Annotated in this window: 18 protein-coding genes; 9 read left to right on the top strand and 9 right to left on the bottom strand. The window is 64.0% G+C overall.

What is annotated here, in order from left to right; all coding sequences use genetic code 11:
• Positions 1-238 precede the first annotated feature (238 nt).
• The 6 genes from M2334_RS01890 (at position 239) to M2334_RS01865 (ending at position 8,798) form a co-directional block, all read left to right on the top strand.
• Complete coding sequence (locus M2334_RS01890) at positions 239-1,900, top strand: carboxylesterase/lipase family protein (RefSeq protein WP_264604650.1); 1,662 nt, start codon at positions 239-241, stop codon at positions 1,898-1,900.
• A gap of 16 nt (positions 1,901-1,916) precedes the next feature.
• Positions 1,917-2,405 (top strand): DUF3237 domain-containing protein, encoded by a 489-nt coding sequence (locus tag M2334_RS01885; protein WP_264571798.1) that lies wholly within the window; start codon positions 1,917-1,919, stop codon positions 2,403-2,405.
• Entirely contained in the window at positions 2,402-3,979 is a 1,578-nt protein-coding gene (locus M2334_RS01880) for a tannase/feruloyl esterase family alpha/beta hydrolase (RefSeq protein ID WP_264604649.1), read from the top strand. Before M2334_RS01885 ends, M2334_RS01880 begins: the two co-directional genes overlap by 4 nt.
• Before the next feature lie 244 nt (positions 3,980-4,223).
• Entirely contained in the window at positions 4,224-6,827 is a 2,604-nt protein-coding gene (locus M2334_RS01875) for a TonB-dependent receptor (protein WP_264604648.1), read from the top strand.
• 87 nt (positions 6,828-6,914) lie between these two features.
• Positions 6,915-7,859, top strand: coding sequence for a hypothetical protein (locus M2334_RS01870; protein WP_264604647.1), 945 nt, complete (start codon positions 6,915-6,917; stop codon positions 7,857-7,859).
• 138 nt (positions 7,860-7,997) lie between these two features.
• On the top strand, positions 7,998-8,798 hold the full coding sequence (locus M2334_RS01865) for an IclR family transcriptional regulator (RefSeq protein ID WP_264604646.1): 801 nt from the start codon (positions 7,998-8,000) through the stop codon (positions 8,796-8,798).
• Between the two features lie 178 nt (positions 8,799-8,976).
• On the opposite strand, the gene rplQ is transcribed toward M2334_RS01865, so the two are convergent.
• Both rplQ and M2334_RS01855 read right to left on the bottom strand, forming a co-directional pair.
• The gene (rplQ, locus tag M2334_RS01860) at positions 8,977-9,402 is read right to left on the bottom strand and encodes a 50S ribosomal protein L17 (protein WP_264604645.1); all 426 of its coding nucleotides are present in this window, start codon (positions 9,400-9,402) and stop codon (positions 8,977-8,979) included.
• A 225-nt stretch (positions 9,403-9,627) separates the two neighbouring features.
• Positions 9,628-12,924 (bottom strand): type ISP restriction/modification enzyme, encoded by a 3,297-nt coding sequence (locus tag M2334_RS01855; protein WP_264593647.1) that lies wholly within the window; start codon positions 12,922-12,924, stop codon positions 9,628-9,630.
• Between the two features lie 66 nt (positions 12,925-12,990).
• Here M2334_RS01855 and M2334_RS01850 point away from each other — a divergent pair, with 66 nt between their 5' ends.
• Positions 12,991-13,281, top strand: coding sequence for a hypothetical protein (locus M2334_RS01850; protein ID WP_264593646.1), 291 nt, complete (start codon positions 12,991-12,993; stop codon positions 13,279-13,281).
• Positions 13,282-13,370: 89 nt separating this feature from the next.
• Here M2334_RS01850 and M2334_RS01845 read toward each other — a convergent pair whose 3' ends face one another.
• The 3 genes from M2334_RS01845 to rpsM form a co-directional block, all read right to left on the bottom strand.
• Entirely contained in the window at positions 13,371-14,435 is a 1,065-nt protein-coding gene (locus tag M2334_RS01845; protein ID WP_264604644.1) for a DNA-directed RNA polymerase subunit alpha, read from the bottom strand.
• A 128-nt stretch (positions 14,436-14,563) separates the two neighbouring features.
• Positions 14,564-14,953: a 30S ribosomal protein S11 gene (gene rpsK / locus M2334_RS01840; protein WP_014077853.1), complete on the bottom strand. Its 390-nt coding sequence runs from the start codon at positions 14,951-14,953 to the stop codon at positions 14,564-14,566.
• A gap of 492 nt (positions 14,954-15,445) precedes the next feature.
• Positions 15,446-15,814, bottom strand: a complete 369-nt coding sequence (gene rpsM, locus M2334_RS01835; protein ID WP_181558379.1) for a 30S ribosomal protein S13 — start codon at positions 15,812-15,814, stop codon at positions 15,446-15,448.
• Between the two features lie 292 nt (positions 15,815-16,106).
• Here rpsM and M2334_RS01830 point away from each other — a divergent pair, with 292 nt between their 5' ends.
• Positions 16,107-17,606, top strand: a complete 1,500-nt coding sequence (locus M2334_RS01830; protein ID WP_264604643.1) for a lipopolysaccharide biosynthesis protein — start codon at positions 16,107-16,109, stop codon at positions 17,604-17,606.
• A 9-nt stretch (positions 17,607-17,615) separates the two neighbouring features.
• Here M2334_RS01830 and M2334_RS01825 read toward each other — a convergent pair whose 3' ends face one another.
• The 4 genes from M2334_RS01825 to rplO form a co-directional block, all read right to left on the bottom strand.
• Positions 17,616-18,806: a glycosyltransferase gene (locus M2334_RS01825; RefSeq protein ID WP_264593644.1), complete on the bottom strand. Its 1,191-nt coding sequence runs from the start codon at positions 18,804-18,806 to the stop codon at positions 17,616-17,618.
• A 61-nt stretch (positions 18,807-18,867) separates the two neighbouring features.
• Positions 18,868-19,515 carry an adenylate kinase gene (locus M2334_RS01820; protein WP_264604642.1) on the bottom strand — a complete coding sequence of 216 codons (648 nt, stop codon included), beginning with the start codon at positions 19,513-19,515 and terminating at the stop codon, positions 18,868-18,870.
• 58 nt (positions 19,516-19,573) lie between these two features.
• Positions 19,574-20,941, bottom strand: coding sequence for a preprotein translocase subunit SecY (gene secY, locus M2334_RS01815; RefSeq protein ID WP_181558375.1), 1,368 nt, complete (start codon positions 20,939-20,941; stop codon positions 19,574-19,576).
• Between the two features lie 201 nt (positions 20,942-21,142).
• Positions 21,143-21,625, bottom strand: a complete 483-nt coding sequence (rplO, locus tag M2334_RS01810) for a 50S ribosomal protein L15 (RefSeq protein ID WP_264573848.1) — start codon at positions 21,623-21,625, stop codon at positions 21,143-21,145.
• Positions 21,626-21,852: 227 nt separating this feature from the next.
• Here rplO and M2334_RS01805 point away from each other — a divergent pair, with 227 nt between their 5' ends.
• The gene (locus tag M2334_RS01805) at positions 21,853-22,968 is read left to right on the top strand and encodes an acyltransferase family protein (protein WP_264604641.1); all 1,116 of its coding nucleotides are present in this window, start codon (positions 21,853-21,855) and stop codon (positions 22,966-22,968) included.
• Positions 22,969-23,064: the final 96 nt, after the last annotated feature.

Here is a 23,064-nt window from a genome sequence, read left to right as displayed (position 1 = left end):
CTCGGCGATCCGCATTTCCCCGCTCAACCGCTCCGCAACGAAATGGGAAACGGCAATTTTTTCTCATTGAACGGAACCAGCTTGCACTGAATGAACAAATTTGCAAGTTTCATCTCATGATTGCTAGACGATTCAGGAAAGAGTCGCGGCAGGAGCTTGGTTCACAGGAGAGGACAATGCTGCATCCCGGCTGCATCCGCGTGTCTCAGCGCGCCTTCCCATCGCGGAAGGTGATGCGATGAGCGATCCGTTCTCCACCGCACGCACCGGCAGCTTGTCACGGCGGCCACACATGGCCTTCTCGCGGCGCGGCCTACTCGGCGCTGGCGTCGGATTGATCGCCGCGCCCTCGCTCGCCGCCATCGGCGCGGTCGGTGAGCGGCCCATTGTTTCGACCTCGGCCGGCAAGGTGCAGGGCATTACCGAGGGCGCCGTTTATGCGTTCAAGGGCATTCCCTATGGCGAGCCGACGGGCGGCGCCGCACGTTTCCTCCCGCCTGTCCCACGCAAGCCCTGGAGCGATGTGCGCGACGCCTCGCGCTACGGGCCGCGCTGCCCGCAGCATGGCTTTCTCGGCGGTCCCGACACGCCCACGCATTCGGAAGACTGCCTTGTCGCCAATGTCTGGACCGGCTCGCTGACCGGCAGCAAGCCGGTGATGGTCTGGGTCCATGGCGGCGGCTGGGAAGTCGGTGGCTCGGACGATCCCGTCAGCAATGGCGCCTGGCTGGCGCGCAATCATGACGTCGTGATGGTCTCGATCAACCATCGCCTCAACGTCCATGGCTATCTCAATCTCTCGGAAGCGGGTGATGAGCGTTATGCGCTCTCCGGCAATGCCGGCGCACTCGACATTGCGCTGGCCCTCGCCTGGGTGCGCGAGAATATCGGCCAGTTCGGTGGCGATGCCGACCGGGTGATGATCTTCGGCCATTCCGGCGGCGGCCGCAAAATCAATGCGATGATGACGATGCCATCGGCCTCGGGCCTGTTCCACCGCGCCATCTCGCAAAGCGGCCCCGGCATCCGGCTCGACTCGCGTGAGGTCTCGCTCGACCGCGCCGACCGCCTCCTACACAAGCTCGGCATCCGCAAAGGCGGGCTCCGCCGGCTGGCGGACGTGCCGACCCGCACGCTCACCGCCACCGGCATCGAGGTGCGCAACGAGACCGGCCAGTTCCGTCCCTTCGTGGATGGGTTGAGCGTGGTCCAGCACCCGTTCCTGCCGCACGCGCCGCTGCTCAGCGCCGACGTGCCGATGATGCTCGGCACCACGATCGAGGAAACGACGATATTCCTCGGCCATGTGCCTTCCTACGACACGATGAGCGATGCGCGGGTGCTGGAGGAATCGCTGCGCTTCTTCCCGTCTGGCGAGGCGCCCAAGGCCATCGAGACCTGGCGGGGCATGTTCCCAGACCATAGCAACACCCGGCTGTTCGCACGGCTGACCACCGACCGGTCCTATCTGCTCGACGCGACGATCCAGGCCGAAAGCAAGGCCGCGCTCGGGCGGGCACCGGCCTATCTCTATCTGGTCGACTGGCCGACTGACATTGGCAGTCTGCACGGGGTGTCGCCCCATGGCATTGAGCTGGCCTTCACCTTAGGCAATATCGAGGCACATTCCGGCGTCGGCACGGTGACGCCCGAAGCCGATGCCCTGCGTGCCGCCATGTCCGGCGCATGGACGTCCTTCGCCCGGACCGGCCGGCCGGACAATCCGCACATGCCGGTGTGGCTGCCCTACGAAACCTCGCTGCGGGCCACGATGCGCTTCGGCAAGACCGTTCGGCTCGAATCCGATCCGCTGGCCGCGCAGCGCAGCTACATGTCGCGCTTCGGCTCCGAGCAGCTCGGCGAACGCGAACCGCGCCCGCCCGGGCCTTGGATACGCTGATGAGGAGGGGCCGCTAATGAGTAGATCGCTAACGCCCGAGCGCCAGCCGCCCGCGCTCGATTTCGCCTTCGAGATCGAGATCGAGCTGACCAAGCGCTATCGCTACGGCCCCACCTTCTGGGGTGCCGAGCGCGGCTTTGTGGGCGTGGAAAGCGGCATCGTACGCGGCCCGCGCCTGAATGGGATCGTCGTCCCGCACAGCGGCGGCGACTGGCCGACCATCCGCACCGACCACACCGTCAAGTTCGAGGCGCGCTATCTGATCCAGGCGGATGACGGCACGATCATCGAGCTGCAGAACCGCGGCGTGCGGCATGGCAACAAGGATGTGCTGGCCCGGCTCCAGAATTACGAGGCCGTCGACCCGGCGGACTATTATGCCGGCGCCAGCCCGGTGTTCGATGCGCCGGAAGGCCCGCATGACTGGCTCTGCCGCACGATGTTCGTGGGCAAGATCGATCGCCGCGCCGACCGCGCGGTGTTCTCCTACTGGGCGGTGCTGTGATCGCGGCGCGATCCCTCACAGCTTTCAAGACCCTCGCTTTGGCGGGCCTGCTCGGCAGCGCCTCCGTTGCGCTCGCCGCCAATGGAACGCCGGCCTTTGCCGATCGCTGCGCAGCGGCCCGCGCCCTCCTGCCCGCCAACGTGACGCTCACCACACTCGAAACGGTGGCGCCCGCTTCGCACTGGCAGAGTCCCACCTCGCCGACATCGCCGCAAGGCGAAGCGGTGCGAGCGGACTTCTGCCGATTGGCCGGCAGGATCGACGGCGACATCGGCTTCGAGCTCTGGCTTCCCCGCGACTGGAATCGGCGCTTCCTCGGCACCGGCGTCGGCGGCGAGGCCGGCTATTATAATTATGCCGACATGGCGCGCGGCGTGGAGCAGGGCTTTGCCGCTGCCTCCAGCGATACCGGGCACCGCCAGGGCGAGCGCTGGATCGACGATGCCCGCAAGTCGGAAACATACGCTCATCTCGCATATCACCGGCTGACGCAGGTCTCTAAGGCGATCATCGATGGCTTTTACGGCGTGCCGGCCGCGCACGCCTATTTCCTCGGCTGCTCCGGCGGCGGACGGCAAGGCCTTCGTGAGCTACAGCTTTACCCCGGCGATTATGACGGTGCGCTCATCGGCGCGCCGGGTCTGGACGTGCCCCTGCTCGCCGCCCGGCTGCTGCATGTGCATCTGGCCCAGACGCAGAACGACGGCGTCGCGATCAGCGCGGCGGAATGGGATCTGGTCTCCCGCCGCGCCATTTCGCGCTGCGATGCGAATGACGGCGCGGTCGATGGCATTATCGACGATCCGCGCAGCTGCGCTTTCCGCGTCGAGGAGCTCGCCTGCAAGCCCGGCCAATCTACAGACTGCCTTGCGCCCGCCACCGTCAAAACCATCGCGAACATCGTTGCGCCGCTCACCGACAGCACCGGCAAGGCCCATGATTTCGGCCTGCTGCCCGGCATCACCGCCCGCCCCGGCGGCCTGCCACCGCTGCCGGTCCAGATGTTCGGCCATGCGCGTCACAGCGCAGGCCGGGGCGACGCCGGCTGGGACCCGGCAAGCTTCGATCTCGCCGCCGATCTCGCGGCCGCCCGCAAAAGCTTTGCAACCATGGATGCCCGCAGCGCCGACATGCGGACCTTCGCGGCGCGCGGGGGCAAGCTGATCCTCTATCATGGCTGGGCCGATGCATCCGTGCAGCCACTCTCCACGCTCGATCTCTTCGCGCGCATGGGCGCAGAGGCGGAGCAGGACCGCGACGCCTTCGCCCGGCTCTACATGGTCCCGGGCATGCAGCACTGCCGGGGCGGGGCCGGCACGGACCGCTTCGGCGGATCGGAAGACCGCAGCGCGACCGGCAAGCCCGAGAGCGACCTGCTCGCGGCGCTGGTGGCATGGGTGGAGCAGGGCACCGCGCCCGGCGCGATCCTCGCCCGGCATGCGGACGCGGACGGGACCGTGACGACGGCCCGCCCGCTCTGCGCCTGGCCCGCACAAGCATCACACTCCAAGGGCGCCGAGACCGGTCCAGGCGCCGATCTGCGCTGCGACAGCCATGCGCGGGGAGGCACGTAACGACACTCGCGACACCCTATGGCTCGTCGCCTGAGCGACTCTGCCGGAGGGTGCGCGCCAGACACTGAAGAAGGAGGGGAAGAAGGGGGAGCAGGGCCCGATCCGGTTCACGCAATCGCGCAGATACAGGCACGAAGCCAGACCGCATCGACCGGGCCACGCCAGTTTTCAGACGACGTAAAAAGACAAAATTCTGAGTCCAGACAGCCGATTTTTTCAAAATTCGAGTTGAGGGAGAGAGCCAATGATTTCCGAGTTTCTGAAAGGACGCGCGCGTGGCCATGTCCGCCTCGGTGGCATATCACGCATCACCCTGGCCGCCGCATTGTGCGTGCCCGCCAGCCTGTTCGCCACCGCGGCCGCCGCGCAGACGGATGCCGCCCCGCAAGAGAGCGGGAAGACGGAAGACATCATCGTCACCGCCCAGTTCCGCTCGCAGAATGTGCAATCGACGCCGATCGCCATCACCGCGCTGAGCGCGCAGCAGCTTGAGGCACGCGGCCAGACCAGCATCACTGAGATCGCCACCAAGGCGCCGAACGTGAACCTGCGCGAGAGCAATCCGCAGGGCCCGTCGCTGCAGGCCCATATTCGCGGCATCGGCCAGGCCGACTTCAGCCTCGCCTTCGAGCCGGGCGTGGGCGTGTATGTGAATGACGTCTATTATTCGACGCTCACCGGATCGGTGCTCGATCTGCTCGATCTGGAGCGGGTCGAAGTGCTACGCGGGCCGCAGGGCACACTGGCGGGCATGAACTCCATCGGTGGCGCCATCAAGCTCTACACCAAGAAGCCCGATGGCAATGACGGCGGCTTCGTGGAAGCGACCGTTGGCAGCCTCAATCGCGTGGACGTGCGCGCAGCGGCTAACTTCACCATCGTGCCGGATCGCCTGTTCGCCCGCATCTCGGGCGTGTCGCGCAATCAGGACGGTTATGTGAAGGTCTACGACTTCGCCTGCACCCATCCGCAACTGGACGCGGTCTACAACATTCCCTCGCAAGCCGATGGCCGCAAGTGCCAGCTCGGCACGGAGGGTGGCAAATCCTATGTCGCGGCGCGCGGCTCGCTGCGCTGGGTGCCGACCGAGGATCTGGAGATCAACATCAGTGGCGATATTACCCGCGACGATTCGGAGGCCGCGCCGCAGACGCTGATCTTTGTCGGCACTGCCAACGCGACAAGCTACACGCCGGGCACGACGGGGCTGAACCTCAGCCGCAACTATCCCATGTATTCCACGGCCCCCACAAACGGCCTCAACCTGTGGAATCCCACGACCGGCACCTCGCCGTTCGTGCCCTATTCGCCCTGGGGTGTGGCGGGGGACAGCTTCACCAAGAGCCCCTATGTCAATTACTCCACCTACTGCGATGCGCAGCCGGTGGATGGCTCCGCGCCCTATTGCTTCAAGTCGCAGAGCCGCGTGAATGGCTGGGGCGTCAGCGGCAACATCGATTACAGCTTCTCTGACAATCTCAAGCTGACCTCGATCACCGCCTATCGCAGCTTCACGGCCAACTGGGTGCAGGATTTCGATGCCACACCGCTCAGCAACGCGCTGATCGATTATGAAGCGACCAACTGGCAGTTCAGCCAGGAACTACGCCTTGCCTCCAGCCTGTTCGACAACAAGGTCGATCTGGTCGTGGGCGGCTTCTACATCAATCGCTTCGGCACCTATCGCGGCACGATCAACCAGGGTCTGTTGATCTTCACCGAATATGACGAAATCCCCGCCACCAACTGGGCGGCCTTTGCCAATGCCTCCTGGCGGATCACCGACAAGCTCGAGCTGAACGGCGGCATCCGCTATTCCGAGGAGGAAAAGACGTTCCGCTTCTTCCGGGGCGGTCGTCCGGGCGTGCAGGCCGGTAACCCGGCGCCTTATTTCCCCTGCACGGTCAATGGCGTGAACTATGGCGTCGTCCACGTTGCCTTCTGCGGACTGAATGGCGCTGAGGGCGATTACAAGGGCAACAATGTCGATTGGCGCGCCGTGCTGCAATATCAGTGGACGCCGGATATCATGACCTACGCAAGCGTCGCCACCGGCTTCAAGGGTGGCGGCATCAATCCCCGTCCTTATACACCGGCGCAGGCGGTTCCGTTCGATCCCGAGAACCTCAAGGCGTATGAAATCGGCTTCAAGTCGCGGTTCTTTGATCGGCGCGCGCAGCTGAACGTCTCGGCATTCGTCAACAAATATTCGGACTTCATCGCGAGCGTCTTCTCCCGCGTGACGACCGCACCGAATGCGGGCTGCCCGATTTCGCCCAACGACCTGACCTGCTCCTACTTCGTCAACGCGGGCAAGGCGACGCTCAAGGGTCTGGAAGCCGAACTGTCGCTCGAGCCGGTCGACAATCTGCTCATCGATGCCTCGGCGGCGTTGCTGGACTTCAAATATGACCAGCTGTCGGGCTGTTCGCCGGCCCTCACGCCGACGACCTGCACGGCACCGTCGGGCGGTCTGGGCGCCGGCCTGCGTTACGGCATGACGCTGCCCTATGCGCCCAAGCGGCAGATCAGCGTCGGCGCGCAGTACAAGTTCGATATCGGCTCCGCCGGATCGATCACGCCGCGTCTCGACTGGAGCTGGCGTTCGCGGCAGCAGACCCTGACGGTCCAGAACAACGTGCTGTCCTATCTGCCGTCCTACGGTCTGCTCAACGGCCGCATCGCCTGGAACTCGGCGGATGATGACTGGCAGCTTGCCCTGCAGGTGACCAACATCACCAACAAGCTGTACTGGACTGGCATCGGCCCCAACAACAATTCGGGCACCGTGGCTGCCAATCCCGGCATGCCGCGCGAGTGGTCGCTGTCGCTCAAGCGCACCTTCTGACGAACCGGCAGGCGGCGGCGGGTTGGCCATCCTCCCGCCGCCGCCCCGGCCATTTTCTCAAACCCCGATGAAGCCGGAGAGGCAGCGATGTTGAACAGCAGCAGCAAGGCCCTGATATCCCTCGCACTCGGCGCGGCGCTGGCCACGGCGGCCCCAGCGACCACCTCCACCAGCGGCGGAGCCGGCCCCTATCGGGTAACGATGACCGACGAGATTGACGGCCTCGATCATCACACCGTCTATCAGCCGGCCAATCTGGCCGCGCTCAGGGACAAGAAGCTGCCTATCTTCATCTGGGCGAATGGCGGCTGCGCGGATAAGGGCAACGCCTATCGCTACATGCTCGATCACATTGCCGCGCATGGCTATCTCGTCGTGGCGCTGGGCAAGATCGGTCCCAAGGGCGAGGAGAATAATTTCGGGCGCTGGCCGCGCGAATTCGGCATGCCGGCAACGCCCCCGCCGCTCGATGGCCCCACCGGCACGCTGCCGCACGAGATGAAGGCGGCGATCGACTGGGCAGTGGCGCAGAACAGCAAGGAGGGCAGCCCGCTCAAGGGCCGGCTCGATACCAGCAAGATCGGCGTTTCCGGCCATAGTTGCGGCACGCTGCAGGCGCTGGCGATGTCGTCCACCGATCCGCGCGTCACCACCACGCTGATGCTCAATGGCGGCGTGTGGAACATCGGCACCGGCGGCCTGCCCGGCGCGCCCGAGATCACCAAGAAATCGCTTGAGACGATCCACGGCACGATTGCCTATATTCATGGCGAGAAGGACAGCGCCCTGCCCAACGGCACGGACGACTTCTCGCGCATCAGCGGCATCCCCGCGATGCTCGCGGTGCGCAAGGATGTCGCCCATTCCGGCACCTTCCTGCTCAAAAATGGCGGGGCTTACGGCACCGTGGCGCTGGCCTGGCTGGATTGGCAGCTCAAGGGCGACCCGCAAGCCGCCCGCTGGTTCGTCGGCGCGGATTGCACGCTCTGCACCGATCCGCGCTGGACGGTCCAACGCAAGAACTTCCCTTAAGGCCGCGCCGCAAATTGGCATTGCGCGCGACCGGGGTCCGGTGATTGCGAATTTACCGCCCACTCCCTAAGAGCCTGCGAAGCTGGGCTGCGCGGAGCGGGCGGGAAACGGCCGGCGCAGCAAGAAGGATGCGTGGTGATGGCAAAGGCCAGTGAAGCTCCCGAAATGACCGGCGCGATCGAGCGCGCGCTGCGGGCGCTCAAGTCGGTCGCCGAGCATGGCGAGTTCACCCCGCGCGATCTCGCCGAGGATGTCGGCATCCCAACCAGCACCGCCTATCGCCTGCTGCAATCGCTGGGCGCGATGAACTTCGTCGAGAAGTCGAGCCATGGCAGCTACCGCGTCGGTCGCGAGCTGGTGCGCCTCTCCTCGATGGTCGCAGCGCAGTTCGATTATGGCGCCATCGCACGCCCGTTCCTCGCCGAGCTGTCGGAAGCGTTTCAAGAAACCTGCGCCTTCGCCCTCTATCTGCCGAACGAACATAGCTGCTCGATCATCGAGACGATCAACGCGCTCCACCCGCTCCAATATGTCGTGGAGACCTACAAGACACGCGCGCTTGTCTGGGGCGCGCTCGGCCGCGCCATGCTGCCTTGGCTGGACGAGGCCGATGTGCGCATCGCGATCGAACGGCAGGGGCCGCCGCTGGAGGCGGGCACGCCGCCGATGACCTACGAGCTGCTGCAGACCGAGAATGAGCGCGTGCGCAAGCAGGGCTGCTTCGTAGCGACCAGCCCCAGCGCGCTCGGCACCAATGGCACGGCGGCGCCGGTGTTCAATGCCCGCGGCCAGATCTTCGGCAGCCTTGGCGTGACCATTCCCGCCGTGCGCTACGATGCCGAGATGCAGCCCAGCCTCAGCGCGGCCGTGATCAAGGCCGCGCGCGGCATGAGCGCGGCGCTCGGCCATGGCGGCAACCGGCAGCGCAAGAGCCGCTGACCTCAGGGGGATATGGCTGCGAGGCCTGGGCACACGGCGGATTGCAGCTCCGCCATCATCGCGTGGCCGGGCTCGCCGCCTCCTCCGACGCCCCGTCAGCAGACAGCAAAAGGCCCCGCCGGTCGTGCCAGCGGGGCCTTTTAAATGCTTGGTCCGGTCAGGCCGGAGCGTAGAAGCCTCAGGCAGCTTCCAGCTCGTCCTCATCGGCGGTCTGCACCGGGCCGCTGTCCTGCCCCTTGGCGCTCGTGTCGCGGTCAACCAGCTCGATGATCGCCATCTGCACGGCGTCCGAGGCGCGGATGTCCGCCTTGATGATGCGGGTGTAGCCGCCAGCGCGATCCTTGTAGCGCTCGGCCAGCACGTCGAACAGCTTGGTCAGCTGCGTGTCGTCGAGCAGGCGGGCATGCGCCAGACGACGGTTGGAGAGGCCCCCACGCTTGGCGAGCGTGATCAGCTTCTCGACATAGGGGCGCAGTTCCTTGGCCTTGGGCAGCGTGGTCTTGATCTGCTCGTGCTTGATGAGCGCGGCCGCCATGTTGCGGAACATCGCGGTGCGGTGAGCGGAAGTGCGCTGCAGCTTGCGGCCGCCATATCTGTGACGCATGAGTCCAGTCCTTCGTTCGTTATGGGGCCGTGCAAGGCACCCCGTACCAGGCGATGCATAACGGGCACCGCCAAAACCCGGCCTCCTGCAAGAAGGACTTGAAGCGCCGCCCTAAAGCGGGTTGGCGGCGAAGAGTCAAGGGAAAGCGTGTCGCACAGCGTCAGGCCGAAGCCGCGCTCAAGCGGCTCGGCGACCAAGGTCGCGCGGCGTTTCGGGTCGCCCCCCTCAGGGCGCCAGCTTGCCGGCCGGGATCAGCGGTCCATCGCACACGCGCTTGAGCAGGGCAGCCTGCTTCGGTTCCAGCTCCACAAGCAGCGTCAACACGTTGAGCACGTTGATGAGTTCGCTGGTATATTCGTGGAGCCAGTGGTCTGGCTGAATGTCGCCCAGCGGCGAAGGCGGACGCTTGTCGCCGATCTGCGGCCGCTCGCGGTTCTTGCGGCGATAGCTGAACCACTGGCGCAGCACCTGCTTGCCGGAGACTTCATAAGCCCAGACCTGCGGACTCACATTGTCGATGAACCCGCCGCCCACGCGCAGCCGGCGCTTGCCCGCATCATAGTCGAGAGTGTCCGGAAACCCTTCGGGCGTGGGCGGAATACGGCCCTCCTTCGGGACCATCGGCGGATTGACCGCGACGCGCGGCGGCCCAGCCGGGCGTCCCGCATCCGCATCGGCAAAGCGCTCGCCGAATGTATGCAGCCAGATCACCTCGCGCCCCAGCGCCGCCGCCTGCGCGAACAAGGCCGCGTCGGCGGTCATCGGCACACGCAGGCCGGGGCGGATCAGGTCGGCCCTGAACGTCTCGACAAATGCGGGATGAGCAAGGAGCGCGACGACATAGGCAAAGACGTCAGCCGGATCGACTGCCGTACCGTAGGTTTTCGCGAGGATCGCCAGCAGTTGCGGCGAGACATTGCTTTCTGCTGCCGCCGCATCTTTCCAGAGCGCGAAGACGCGACCGCCAAATGAACCGCGATAATGATCCAGATCGGGAACGTTCGAGGTGACAGTCAATGACGGACCATTTTTGGGAGCAGTGCGGGTGAGGGCGGTCAGATACGCCTGCTGGCCGCCAAAAGCGTTCCACAAGCTCGGGTTGGCACGGTTGATCAGACGATTGTCCGGAATGATCCACTGCCGATCGAATGACCGAAAGCCGTAATGCATTGGCTGGATAATTTGCAGCTGCTGCTCTGCCTGGGCTTTCGTCGCATTGTGTTTTGTCTCAGCCAAAAGCGCTTCGATAGACCTCAATGCGCCATGATGGCCGGCGAGTCCTTTCGTACTCGCTTTGCTCATTGTCTTGTCGCCGCCCTCGTGCGGATGAAAGAGCTTCGCCCGCTCTTCCGAAGATTTTTCTTCAATGAGCCTCGCCCAACGGGCCTCAAGCGACTCGGCATCCGGCGCGATGATCCACGTCCGTCCCGGCATCACGCCCGATCCGCAATCGCCGAGTACCGCGTCAAGCGCCGCAAAGTCGCCCCATCCTCCGGCATGATCCGGCAGGAAGGGCGCGCGCCAGTCCTGTGGACAATCGCTCCATCCCTTGCTCTCGAGCGTGAGCGCCTCCAGTTCCTTGAACTTCTCGTCCCGCCGCCCCTTGCGCAGGGCGCGGAAGCGGACCCGTGCGGGCTTCGCCGGATCGTTCGCGGGCGAGCGGGAAGCCAATACGATGCAGACCGGATGCTGCACGCCCTGAAAAATGCGCGTCGCCACTTCCGGCTGATGCCCCTCGGGTGAACAATCGATCACCCAGATCTCGTCGCAGTCGCGGCGCAGATCGCTGCGCATCTTCTGGAAGCCGGGACCGTTCAGAAAGCCGGCGACCGTGATGTAGCACACCATGCCGGCAAGCTTTTCCTCGACCGGAGGCTGCCTGTCTCGCCCGCCCGCGCCCTGCTCAAAAACCTTCCATGCTGCCCAGCGCCAGAAATAGACGTAGAGATTGCGCAGATGCTTGGCGTGGGTGCCGACTTTCCAGCTGGCTGGCGGCACCCAGTCTTTGAACGGGGCTGCGCGATTGCCGCCATTCTCGATCCAGCTGCCTTTGCCTTTGGCTTTCTCCTTATAGGGAGGATTACCGATCACCACCGTGATCGGCTGCTCACGCTTGACCTTGTTGGCGGCCTCCCGTGAGCGGGAGATTTCCCGGTAAATGCCCTGTCCAGATTCGACATCGGCATAGGGGTCGCTGAGTGTATCGGTCACGAACAGGCCCGGCGTCCCAATCGCCTCCAGCGCGATCATTTCCGCAAGCAGGCGAAGCTCCGCCACCGCATAGGCGCCGAATTGCAGTTCAAACCCATAGATGCGTTTGGCCGCCGCGCTGATGGCGTCGGGAATCGCGCCGTCGCCTTCGCTCTTCTCCACGCTTTCGGCAATGGCCCGCAAGATTGCGAGCAGATAGGTGCCCGACCCCATCGCGGGATCGACGACATGGACCTGCTGGCTGGCCAGACCCTCTGCAACCCCGAACCGCTGGGAGGATCGCAGGGCTTCGTCGCACAGCCGGACCATGGTCTGCACCACCTGCGGCGGGGTGTAATAGGAGCCGGTCAACCTGCGCAGGCGGTTGTCATAGACTTCGAGGAAGTCCTCGTAGAAATACAGCCAGGCTTCCGCATCGCCCTTGGCAATCACGGCCCAGTCGACCACGTCGAGCACGCGCACCATCGTGTCGAGCGAAGGGCCGAGGGAAAGGTCCTGCTCGGTCAACAGGCGCAGCGCCGTGCCGATCAACGTGTCCGTCTTGCCCAGCGCTTTGGCAACGTCGTCCAGCCCGTTAGCCAGTTTAATCTTTCGCGACTTGGCCATGAGCAGGCCGAAAGTGACGGCCTGCGCATAACCGTCGGCAAATTTCGCATCGTCGGCATCAGGGAAGAGCAGCGCTTTCCAGTCCTCCTTGAGATCAGATAATCTTGCATTCTTGACGCCGAGTTGTTCGATCACCTCGTCGCGCAAATAGCGGCAAAGCCGGGCAGCGGTTATCGCGAGTTCCTTTGGGCCTCGGGGCGGCAGCGGCTGCCAACTCAGAAAATCCTGAATGAGTGGAAGCAAGGACAAAGGCGCCGCGAGCGCAGAACCTGAGGTTTCGATGTCGCCATCGAGCCTGACGATTTCGCCAACCAGTTGGCCGTTCCGCCAGAGCGAAAGGGCGTGGCCATTCATATAGAGAAGGTTGGGTAGCGACTTGAGCTTGTCCCATTGCTCCTTGTCGTGCTTGTCTCTGAACTTGCGTGGATCGGCGCCCTTGTCGGGGGCCTTGACCTCGATGAATCCGATCAGCGCCTTGTTGATCTGAACAGCGAAATCGGGACGGGTACGCAAATCCGAAAGGGATTTCTCACCGATCAGCGCCAGCGCACCCTTAGCAAGCCCGCATTCGGCTGACAGAGCCGCGAACAATTGCTCGATGGGATTGCGCAGCTGGTCCTCCGGCTGACCTCCCTGATTGAGCTTGGCCTTGGCTGCTACACCGAATTCACCCACAGCTTTTTTGATGCGTTCAGCTTGCGTCATAGGTCCCCTTGACTAGTATCTTTGCATCAGGGCCACTGGTCCGGCAATCGATGAATGGTGGTTTGCGTGAATGATCTTTTCGACAGCGGCCCCAGACAACTTGGCTTCGACATGGGAGACGCCGGCCAGCCAGTTTCTTACGAACCGGACCGCGATCAGGTTCGCGCGGAACTGACGGAAATTCTGGAGATAGCACGGTCTGCCAAGGATATAGCCCCTTGGGACGCCCGCACATTCCTTTATCATAAGGTTGTGTTTCCACAGATGGCGCGCTGGCTGCCGGATGACGAGCGCGATCAACTGTGCTTCGAGTTCGCTTCTCAGGTTGAACGGATCGAGCTGCTGCTGGCTGCCTGAATGCAGGCCCTTCTCACTAATTCAATGCACGAATAAAAAAGGCCCCGCCTTTCGGCGGAGCCTTTCATGATTTCTCGGGTGTAGCCCGATCAGCCCAGCAGTTCCTGCTCGAGCTTCTTGGCGATCTCTTCGATGTTCTCCGGCGGCCAGCCCGGGATGTCCATCCCGAGGCGCAGGCCCATGCTGGAGAGCACTTCCTTGATCTCGTTGAGGCTCTTGCGGCCGAAGTTCGGCGTGCGGAGCATCTCGGCCTCGGTCTTCTGCACGAGGTCGCCGATGTAGATGATGTTATCGTTCTTGAGGCAGTTGGCCGAACGGACCGACAGCTCCAGCTCGTCCACCTTCTTGAGCAGATAGCGGTTGATCTGGTTCGCATCGCCCTCGCCTTCGTCGGCGGCGGCACCAGCGCCTGCACCCGTGCTCGGGCCGGCGGTCGGCAGCGCATCCTCGAAGTGGACGAAGAGCTGCAGCTGGTCCTGCAGGATGCGCGCAGCATAGGCCACGGCGTCCTCGGGGCTGACGGTGCCGTCCGTCTCGACGGTCAGATTGAGCCGGTCATAGTCCAGCTCCTGGCCGATACGGGCGTTCTCGACCTTGTACGCCACTTGGCGCACGGGCGAGTAGAGCGCATCCACCGGGATGAGGCCGATCGGCGCATCGGCCGGGCGGTTGTTCACGGCAGGCACATAGCCCTTTCCGGTGTCGACGGTCAGCTCCATGTTGAAGCTGGCGCCTTCGTCCAGATGGCAGATCACCAGATCGCTGTTCATCACGGCCATGTCGCCGGTCACCGCGATGTCACCGGCGGTGACGGTCGTCGGGCCGGTGGCGCTGAGCTGAAGACGGCGCGGGCCTTCGCCCTCCATCTTGAGCGCGATCTGCTTCACGTTGAGCACGATGTCGGTCACGTCTTCGCGCACACCGGCGAGGCTCGAGAATTCGTGAAGCACGTTCTCGATCTTGATCGCGGTGACGGCGGCGCCCTGCAACGAGGAGAGCAACACGCGGCGAAGCGCGTTGCCCAGCGTCAGGCCAAAGCCGCGCTCAAGCGGCTCGGCGACGAAGGTCGCGCGGCGTTTCGGGTCGCCCCCGGCCTTGATCTCGAGGCCATTGGGCTTCTTCAATTCCTGCCAGTTCCGGATGTTGACAGTCATGTATTTCCCCTGGGAGTTGGGCGGAGGACGGTGGAGTGCAGCTGCGATCCGGCCCCGGCCTTAGAAGGAATGGTCGGGCAGGGATGGGGTTTCCGCAAAGAAACCCCCGCCCTGCTCGTCGGGCCGAATCAGACGCGGCGGCGCTTGCTCGGCCGCACGCCATTGTGCGGGATCGGCGTGACGTCACGGATGGACGTGATGGTAAAACCGACGGCCTGCAGCGCGCGCAGAGCCGATTCGCGGCCCGAACCGGGGCCTTTGACTTCCACCTCGAGGGTGCGCACACCATGCTCGGCAGCCTTGCGGCCGGCGTCTTCGGCGCAGACCTGTGCGGCATAAGGCGTCGACTTGCGGCTGCCCTTGAAGCCCATCATGCCGGCGCTGGACCAGCTGATCGCATTGCCCTGCGCATCGGTGATGGTGATCATGGTGTTGTTGAAGCTGGCGTTCACATGCGCGACGCCTGCCGAGATATTCTTGCGCTCGCGCCTGCGAAGCCGCTGGGGTTCCCGTGCCATCTGACTAACTTTCCTACTCGAAACTGGTTGAACCGGTGCCTGCGCCTGTTTCGCAATTTTGCGTCGCACACACCCTGCCATGCCTGTCCGCGCCGGGAGCATTGTCCCTTTGCCGGCCCCCGTGCCGATCACCCCATCTCGCTTCGGGCGCCGAATGATCGGCAGACCCGCGGGAAGAGGCGATCCCATGCGGGACCAGGACCTGAGCGTTTGCACGCTACCGAGATGGGGAGCGATGAACCGGATGGTCCGGTGCTCGCGCCTTGCCCCTGCACGTCCCTGCCCTTGCGGGCCTTGCCGGGTCCGGCGCGCCTCCACTGGGGCGGGCCTGCTACGGCGGGGGACGTCTGGTCCGGACTGTTCTGGCGGGTGCGGATGCGATGTTTCAGCACATGCGCCCGGCGGAACAGAAGAAGCCGGATCGCTCCGGCGCCGGGCGGCTCGCGATGGCATGGCCGCAGCCATGCCAGCATCGCGCCATCCGGCCTTGCGTTACTTCTTCTTGCCGGCGATCGGCTTGGCCTTGCCCTTGCGGGTGCGCGCATTGGTATGCGTGCGCTGGCCACGGACCGGCAGGCCCTTGCGATGACGCAGGCCGCGATAGCAGGCCAGATCCATCAGGCGCTTAATGTTCATCGCGGTTTCGCGACGCAGATCGCCCTCGACCGTCAGGTCGGCGTCGATCGTTTCACGGATCTGCAGCACTTCCGCGTCGGTCAGGTCCTGAACCCGGCGGCTGTGATCGATGCCGAGCTTGTCGGCGATGCCCACGGCGGTCCGGGGACCGATGCCATGGATGTAGGTCAGCGCGATGATCACGCGCTTGTTGGTCGGGATGTTGACCCCCGCAATACGTGCCATATATCCTCCTGCTCCACAGGATGCTCTGGCGGGCATCCTATCTCGTAGCGTTGAACCCGGACGCGCAAAGCGCGGCGAGCGCTCGCTCGCGCTGCCGTTGACCTCGTCGCATTGGGAACGGTGGTCGTTACTGCAACGCTCGTGCCCTGTCAACGGCAGGCCGGAACGGACCGCCTCTTTAACAGTATCAAAACCCCTGCCGGGTTCTTATGAGCCTTCCGGCCCGCCGCCCTGTCGCCCGTTTCCGAATCAGAGCCCCCTTTTCATGTCCCAAAGCGCTCCCACATCCTCGGTGACCACGCGACTCGTGAAGGGGGCCGGCTGGGTGATGACCTCGCAGGTCATCATCAACGCAGTGTCATTCGCCTCGTCGATCGTGCTGGCGCGCCTGCTGATGCCGGAAGACTTCGGCCTGGTCGCCATTGCACTGGGGGTCAGCGCGGTCGTAACGGCCTTGACCTCCATGCCGCTATCCGAGGCGCTCATCCAGATCAACGATATCGAGGACGATCACTTCCACAGCGCGTTCACGCTGGGTTTCATTCGTGCGATGATGCTCACGCTGCTGCTGGCCGGGGCAGCCTGGCCGGTCGCGGCCATGTATGACGACAGTCGCCTGGCGCCGATCATGCTTGCGCTTGCGGGGCAGGCCTTCATCAGCGGCTTCTACAGTGCCCGCTGGCCGATGATCCAGAAGCAGCTCTCCTTCGCACCGGACGCGATCGCCGGGGTCGTAACGCGCGTGGCGGCCGTTACCGCTTCGGTCGTGATCGCCTATCTGTACCAAACCTATTGGGCGATCGTGATCCCGATTGTGTTGATGCAGTTCCTCAGCGTGGTGGTCACGCATCTCTATGCGCCCTATCTGCCGCGCCTCAGGCTCTCGAAGGTGCGCGAGATCTGGTCCTTCTCGATCTGGATGACCTTCAGTTCCGTGCTGACGACCGTCAACGCGCGCATCGACAGTCTCGTGCTGGGCGGTGTTCTGGGGCAGCGCGAGGTGGGCTTCTATAGCTACGCCGATGAGAAGGCGCGGATGCCCACGCGCGAGCTCTCAACGCCGCTCATCCGACTGCTATTTCCCGGCCTCACCGCGGTACGGCACGATCCCGCCCGGCTCGCTGCGGCCTATCAGCGCACCCTGACCGTCATTTTCGCCGTCTGCGTGCCGGCCGGCGCCGGCTTCGGCCTGGTTGCCGACATGTTCGTTCATGTGTTGCTCGGCCCGAAATGGATCGAGATTATCCCGATTATGCAGGTGCTGGCCTTTACCTTCGCGTTCGAGAATCTGGTCACCGCCACCGCGCCGCTTGCGATGGCCATGGGCGCGACCCGCGCGCTGTTCGTGCGCGATCTCATGACCTTTGCATTCCGCGTGCCGCTTATCATCACCGGGCTTCTGCTGTTCGGCATAACGGGGCTGCTCGGGGCGCGCGTGCTGTCCACCCTTGCCTCTGTCCTGCTCAACATGCTGCTCGCCAAACAGATCGTGCATGTCAGCATCCGCCGTCAGTTTCTCGGCTGCGCGCGCACCTTTGTCGCCGTGGGCGGCATGTGCGCAGGAGTGATCGCCTTCAAGATGGCCTTGCCCACCCATATCGCGCACAGCGTGTCCGGCCTGCTGGCGACGATTGCGGTCGGCGGGGTGGCTTACATCGCCTGCCATCTGGGGCTATGGATCCTGCGCGGACGGCCTGTAGGACCGGAAACGGATCTGATCGCAATCTTTAGCGGCGTCCTGCGCAAGCTGGGACGGTTCAAAAGGCCCCAGCCCGGACTATCCGAGCGATAAGACGAAGGCTTAGCCGGCCGAGGCGGTCCCTGCCGTCAATCGCTGCAGCAGCATTTCGAGCTTGGGGCCATCAAGATGGCGCTTGATTGCCGCGAAGGCGCGCTCCGCGATGGCCCGGCATTCGTCGGGGCGCTTGAGCAAGTCCGCGACGACATCCTCCAGGTCCGAGAGATCCCAGCGTACCGGCACATAGGTTTCCCCGGCGCGGTAGATGTCGCAGAAGGTTTCCAGATGGCTCATGTCGGGCTTCACCAGCACGGCGCCGGTCAGCACCGCCTCCAGATCGCGCCAGCAGATCTCGCCAAAACCGAACGGGCTGAAGCACAGCTGCGACTGGTCCATCTCGCTCATGAACGCAGCCCGATCGACCCGCCCCTGCCACGCCACCTGATGGCGCGCAGCGAGGGCTCGCACGGCCTGCTCGGCCTCGCGGCGCATGATCACATACCAATGTGTGCGCTCACCCGCGTCGACGCGCCCCTCAGCGTGTAACTGCGCAGGTGCGAGCGCGAAGCGCGCATGAACGTCGATGGGGCGGGAACCGCTCGGGATCGCCTGACGCTGTTCGAACGCCTTGAGCAGCACCGGCGCGGTCGCAAAAGCCGGCGCTAGCACGAGGCGGTCGACGATGTCCGGCCGACAGCGCCAGTTTGGCTCGTCCACAGTCAGCCCCGCCTTGTCGCTGTAATAGGCCGCCAGATTGGTATGCGCTGCTTGAGGGACACGATAATGATCGCGATCCAGCATCAGCGATTTCTTGGCATAAAGATCGACATAATCCGCGACCCGGTCGGCAAAGCGGACATCGGTCGGCGCGAACCAGTCGAGATAGGTGATCGGCGCGTGCGGATTGGCGGACTTGACCCGCTCCAATACGCGCTCGAGCTCGCCATCCGGCAACACATAAAAGGACTGGATCAGGATGGCGGACGCGTCCTTGATCAGATGCTCCGCATTTTCCGCCGGATAGGGCACGGCGCGGAACGCATAGCCCTGTCGGGCAAAGCGATCCGCGTCATGATAGAAAGGGTAGATTTGCGGCCAGGCGATCTGGTCATCGGCATAGATGAACAGAATCCGCGTCTGGGCCTGGCGAGGGAAGCGGCGCGCGAGATGGGACCGGATGACAGGCTTGACCGGATCGTAGCGGCGCCTTCCATCATCCAGAAGGCTTATCACCCGCGCTTCGATCCCCGTCACCACTATCGCTCCGTCCTATTTGCGCCCAGCGCACCAGCCTCGTTTGCGAACGAGGGGAGGATCAGCGATCGAGAATGGTCACAATCGCGTTCGACACCTCATCGATATCCGCCATGCCGTCAACCCGGCTGACGATGTTGCGTTCCTCATAAATTGGGAGGATCGGCGCTGTTTTCGCGCGATACTCGGCCATGCGGGTGCGCACCGTTTCCTCATTGTCATCGGGCCGCCGCTTGAACTCGGTGCTTCCGCACCGGTCGCAAACGCCCTCGACCTTTGGTGTCTTATACCGATCATGATAGCCTTCACCGCAGCTTGCGCAAGTGAAGCGGCCGGTGATCCGGTCGACCAGTGCATCCTCGTCGACCGCCAGTTCAATGACATGATCGAGCTGACGGTTGCGCGCGCCCAGCAGCGCGTCCAGGCTCTCCGCCTGCGCCGCCGTGCGCGGATAGCCATCGAAGATCACGCCGACATCCGGTGCGAGCTGATCCAGCGCCTCGCCGATGATGCCCGAGACGATCTCGTCCGAGACGAGCTCGCCGGCATCCATCACCGCCTTCGCCTTGAGACCTACCGGGGTGCCGGCCTTCACCGCCGCCCGCAGCATGTCGCCGGTCGAGAGCTGAACCATGCCACGCGCAGCGACCAGACGCTGCGCCTGAGTGCCCTTGCCGGCGCCGGGCGGTCCCAGCAGGATGATGTTCATGTCACTCCCCCAAAATTCACAAGAAGGATAAGCCTGCGGCCGGGTTGCCCCGGCCGGCTCAGCGCATCCGGCCCTTCAGACGCGCCTTCTTGATGAGGTCGCGATACTGGTGGGCGATGAGATGGCTCTGGATCTGCGTGACGGTATCCACGGTCACGTTGACGACGATGAGCAGGCTCGTGCCGCCGAGATAGAACGGGATCCCGGCACGGGCGATCGCGAACTCGGGAATCAGGCAGACCAGGGCCAGATAGATGGCACCGATCACCGTGATCCGCGTCAGCACATAATCGAGATAGTTCTCAGTGTTCTTGCCGGGACGGATGCCCGGAATGAACCCGCCGTTGCGCTTGAGATTCTCCGCCGTCTCTTCCGGGTTGAAGACCACCGCGGTGTAGAAGAAGCAGAAGAAGATGATGCCCGCGCCGTAGAGCGCCATGTAGAGCGGCGTGCCGTGCGACAGATACTGGTTGATCGACAGCACGAAGTCGCCCCACGCGCCGGTCGACGCATTGGCGCCCGCACCGGAGAACTGCGTGATGGTGAGCGGCAGCAGCAGCAGCGACGAGGCGAAGATCGGCGGGATCACACCGGCGGTGTTGATCTTCAGCGGCAGGTGGCTGCGGTCCGCCTGCATCACGCCCTGCTTGGTCTGGCGCTTGGGATACTGGATCAGCACGCGGCGCTGGGCGCGCTCGACAAAGCAGATGCCCGCGATCAGGCCGAGGCCGACGATGATGATGCCGAGGATGACCAGACCCGAGATCGAACCGGTGCGGCCCGATTCGAAGAGGTTGGTGAGCGTCACCGGCAATTGGGCGACGATACCCGCCATGATGATCAGCGAGATGCCGTTGCCGATGCCGCGGCTGGTGATCTGCTCACCCAGCCACAGCAGGAACATCGTGCCGCCGATCAGCGAGATGACCGCGCTGATGCGGAACAACATGCCGGGATCGACCACGGCCTGCAGCCCGGATTGCGCGCCATAGGCCTCGAGCCCGACGGCAATGAAATAGCCCTGGATCGCCGTGAGGCCGACCGTGCCATAGCGGGTGTACTGGTTGAGCTTCTTGCGGCCGGCTTCGCCTTCCTTCTTGATCGCGGCCAGCTTGGGCGAGAGCGACGAGCCGAGCTGCACGACGATGGAGGCAGTAATATAGGGCATGATGCCCAGCGCGATGAGGCTCATGCGCTGCAGGCTACCGCCGGAGAAGGTATTGAAGATGTCGAGAATGCCGCCCTGCGTCTGTTGATAGAGCTGGGCCAGCACGGTCGGATCGACACCGGGGAGCGGGACGAACGAGAAAAAGCGGAAGACGATGAGCGCGCCCACCGTGAACCAGATCCGCTTCTTGAGCTCTGTAGCCTGGCCGAAGTTAGCGAGGCTCAGATTGGCTGCCATTTGGTCGGCGCGTGATGCCATGATCGCTTGCAATCCCGAAAAATGATGCTCGCCCAGGATTTGGGGGACGAACAGCCTTATCCCTTAGACGTCTGACCGGCGCCTGTCGAATAGCGGTGCCTGACTATATGACGGCATATGCAAGCGACCCCACCCGCCCATATCGGCGGGAGGGGTCGGCTATGCAAGCTCACAGTCAGGCCTGTCTCCCGATCAAGGAGATTATGCGGCCTCGGCCGGTGCAGCCTTGGCGAGAATCTCGACCTTGCCGCCAGCCTTTTCGACCGCCTCGATGGCAGCGCTGGAGGCGCCCGCCACGGCGAAGTTCGCCTTGGTGGTCAGTTCGCCCTTGGCGAGCAGACGCACGCCATGCTTGCCGCCGCGCGAAATGCCGGCCGCGCGCAGCGCCGCCTGGTCGATGGTCGCAGCCGCATCGAGCTTGCCGGCGTCGATCGCCTTCTGGACCATGCCGAGGTTCACGACCGCATAGTCCTTGCGGAAGATGTTGTTGAAGCCGCGCTTCGGCAGACGCATGTGGAGCGGCATCTGGCCGCCCTCGAAACCGTTAATGGCGACGCCCGAACGTGCCTTGGCACCCTTCTGGCCGCGACCGGCAGTCTTGCCCTTGCCCGAGCCGATACCGCGGCCGACGCGCATCCGGCCCTTGCGGGAGCCGGCATTATCCTTGAGTTCATTCAGCTTCATAAGTGCACTCGCTTTCGCTGTTGTCGCGCTGGTAGAAAGTGCGGCCCATAACCGCCGCACTTTGCTTTGTCACCCCATAGAATCTGTCTCGGCCGATCTCCGTCCTTCGCGTCCTGCACACGGCTCAGCGCTATCGGCGTGACAAGCCTCATGGTTAAGCGGCACCCCGGCATTCACAAATTTTGCAGGTGCGAAGGCTCGAAAAGTCATTCGCTATAGGGCTTTACATGGTTAACGCTCGTGATCAGTCGCGCCCGAGCGCGCCCGGCTCCATCGACGAGTTGCGCATTATCGCGACCGTTCTCCTCGTTGCCTTCCATGTCGTGGGGCAGACCGACAGCGGCCTGCGAATCGAGGACGGTCATCCCGCGCGGTTCATCGTCGATCTGGGCGCCAGCTTCCGGATGCCGGCCTTCGCCTTTGTCGCCGGCTTCATCTACTGCCTGCGTCCGCCTACGCGAGGCCATATGCGCGACTTTCTGCGCGGAAAGGCGCGGCGGATCGCGCTCCCTGGCCTGATCGCTGCCGTCCTGTTTGGATCGGTTGCCTACATGCAGGGCTCACGGTTCGGCATCCCACCCGAAGCCCTGTGGGGGCTGGCCATCTTCCCCTATGCGCACTTCTGGTTTTTGCAGGCAATCCTTGCGCTGTTCATCGTCGTCGGCCTGATCGACATCGCACTCGATCATCGCGGGCAGTGGCCAATGTTCGCCGGCGCCTTGCTGCTTGCCTTGTGGCCGCCGCCCATCCCGACTCTTTTCGCACTGCCGCAAGCGATCCTGCTGGCGCCCTTCTTCATCTTCGGCATGTGCGTCTATCGAAGCTGGGCATGGATCGCGCAGCATGGGCGGCTGATCGTCCCGCTGGCCGCCGTGGCTGCATTGCTCGCCTTCAGTGGCGCCTTCTATGATTATCTGATGCTCGGCGTCTCTCCGAACACGGGCATTGCCTCATCGCTGCTGCTGGGCATGTCGGTCAGCCTGCTCATTCTGCTCCGCTGGCCACACCACCCCTATGCACGCAAGGTTGGGCAGTTCAGCTTTACCATCTATCTCTATCATGTGTTCGCCACCGCCGGCGCGCGGATGGCGCTCCACACAGTCGGTATCGACGCGCTCGCGGTTCATCTGCCGGTCGGCGTTCTTGCCGGGCTGCTCGGCCCGGTGGCACTGCATCTCATTCTGCTCAAGACGCCCGTCGTCGGCCCGCTGGCCCTGGGCATCCGGACCAAGGCGCGCGCGCCTCGCAACGCCCCGGCCCCGCATGTCAAAGCGCGCGCATCTGCATCCGCTCTGGCCCTTCCGGCCACATCATCCCGCCCGGTCGTCCCGCGCGGCCATTGAGCCGCCTTCCCGAGTACGCGTTCGGCATTACCTACAAACGAAAACGGAGCGCGTAACCCTCAAGGCTACGCGCTCCGTTTTCAATGTCGGTCGTAA

The organism is Sphingobium sp. B11D3D, assembly GCF_025961755.1.
GTDB lineage: Bacteria > Pseudomonadota > Alphaproteobacteria > Sphingomonadales > Sphingomonadaceae > Sphingobium.
This window is presented reverse-complemented; position numbering and strand designations above follow the sequence as displayed.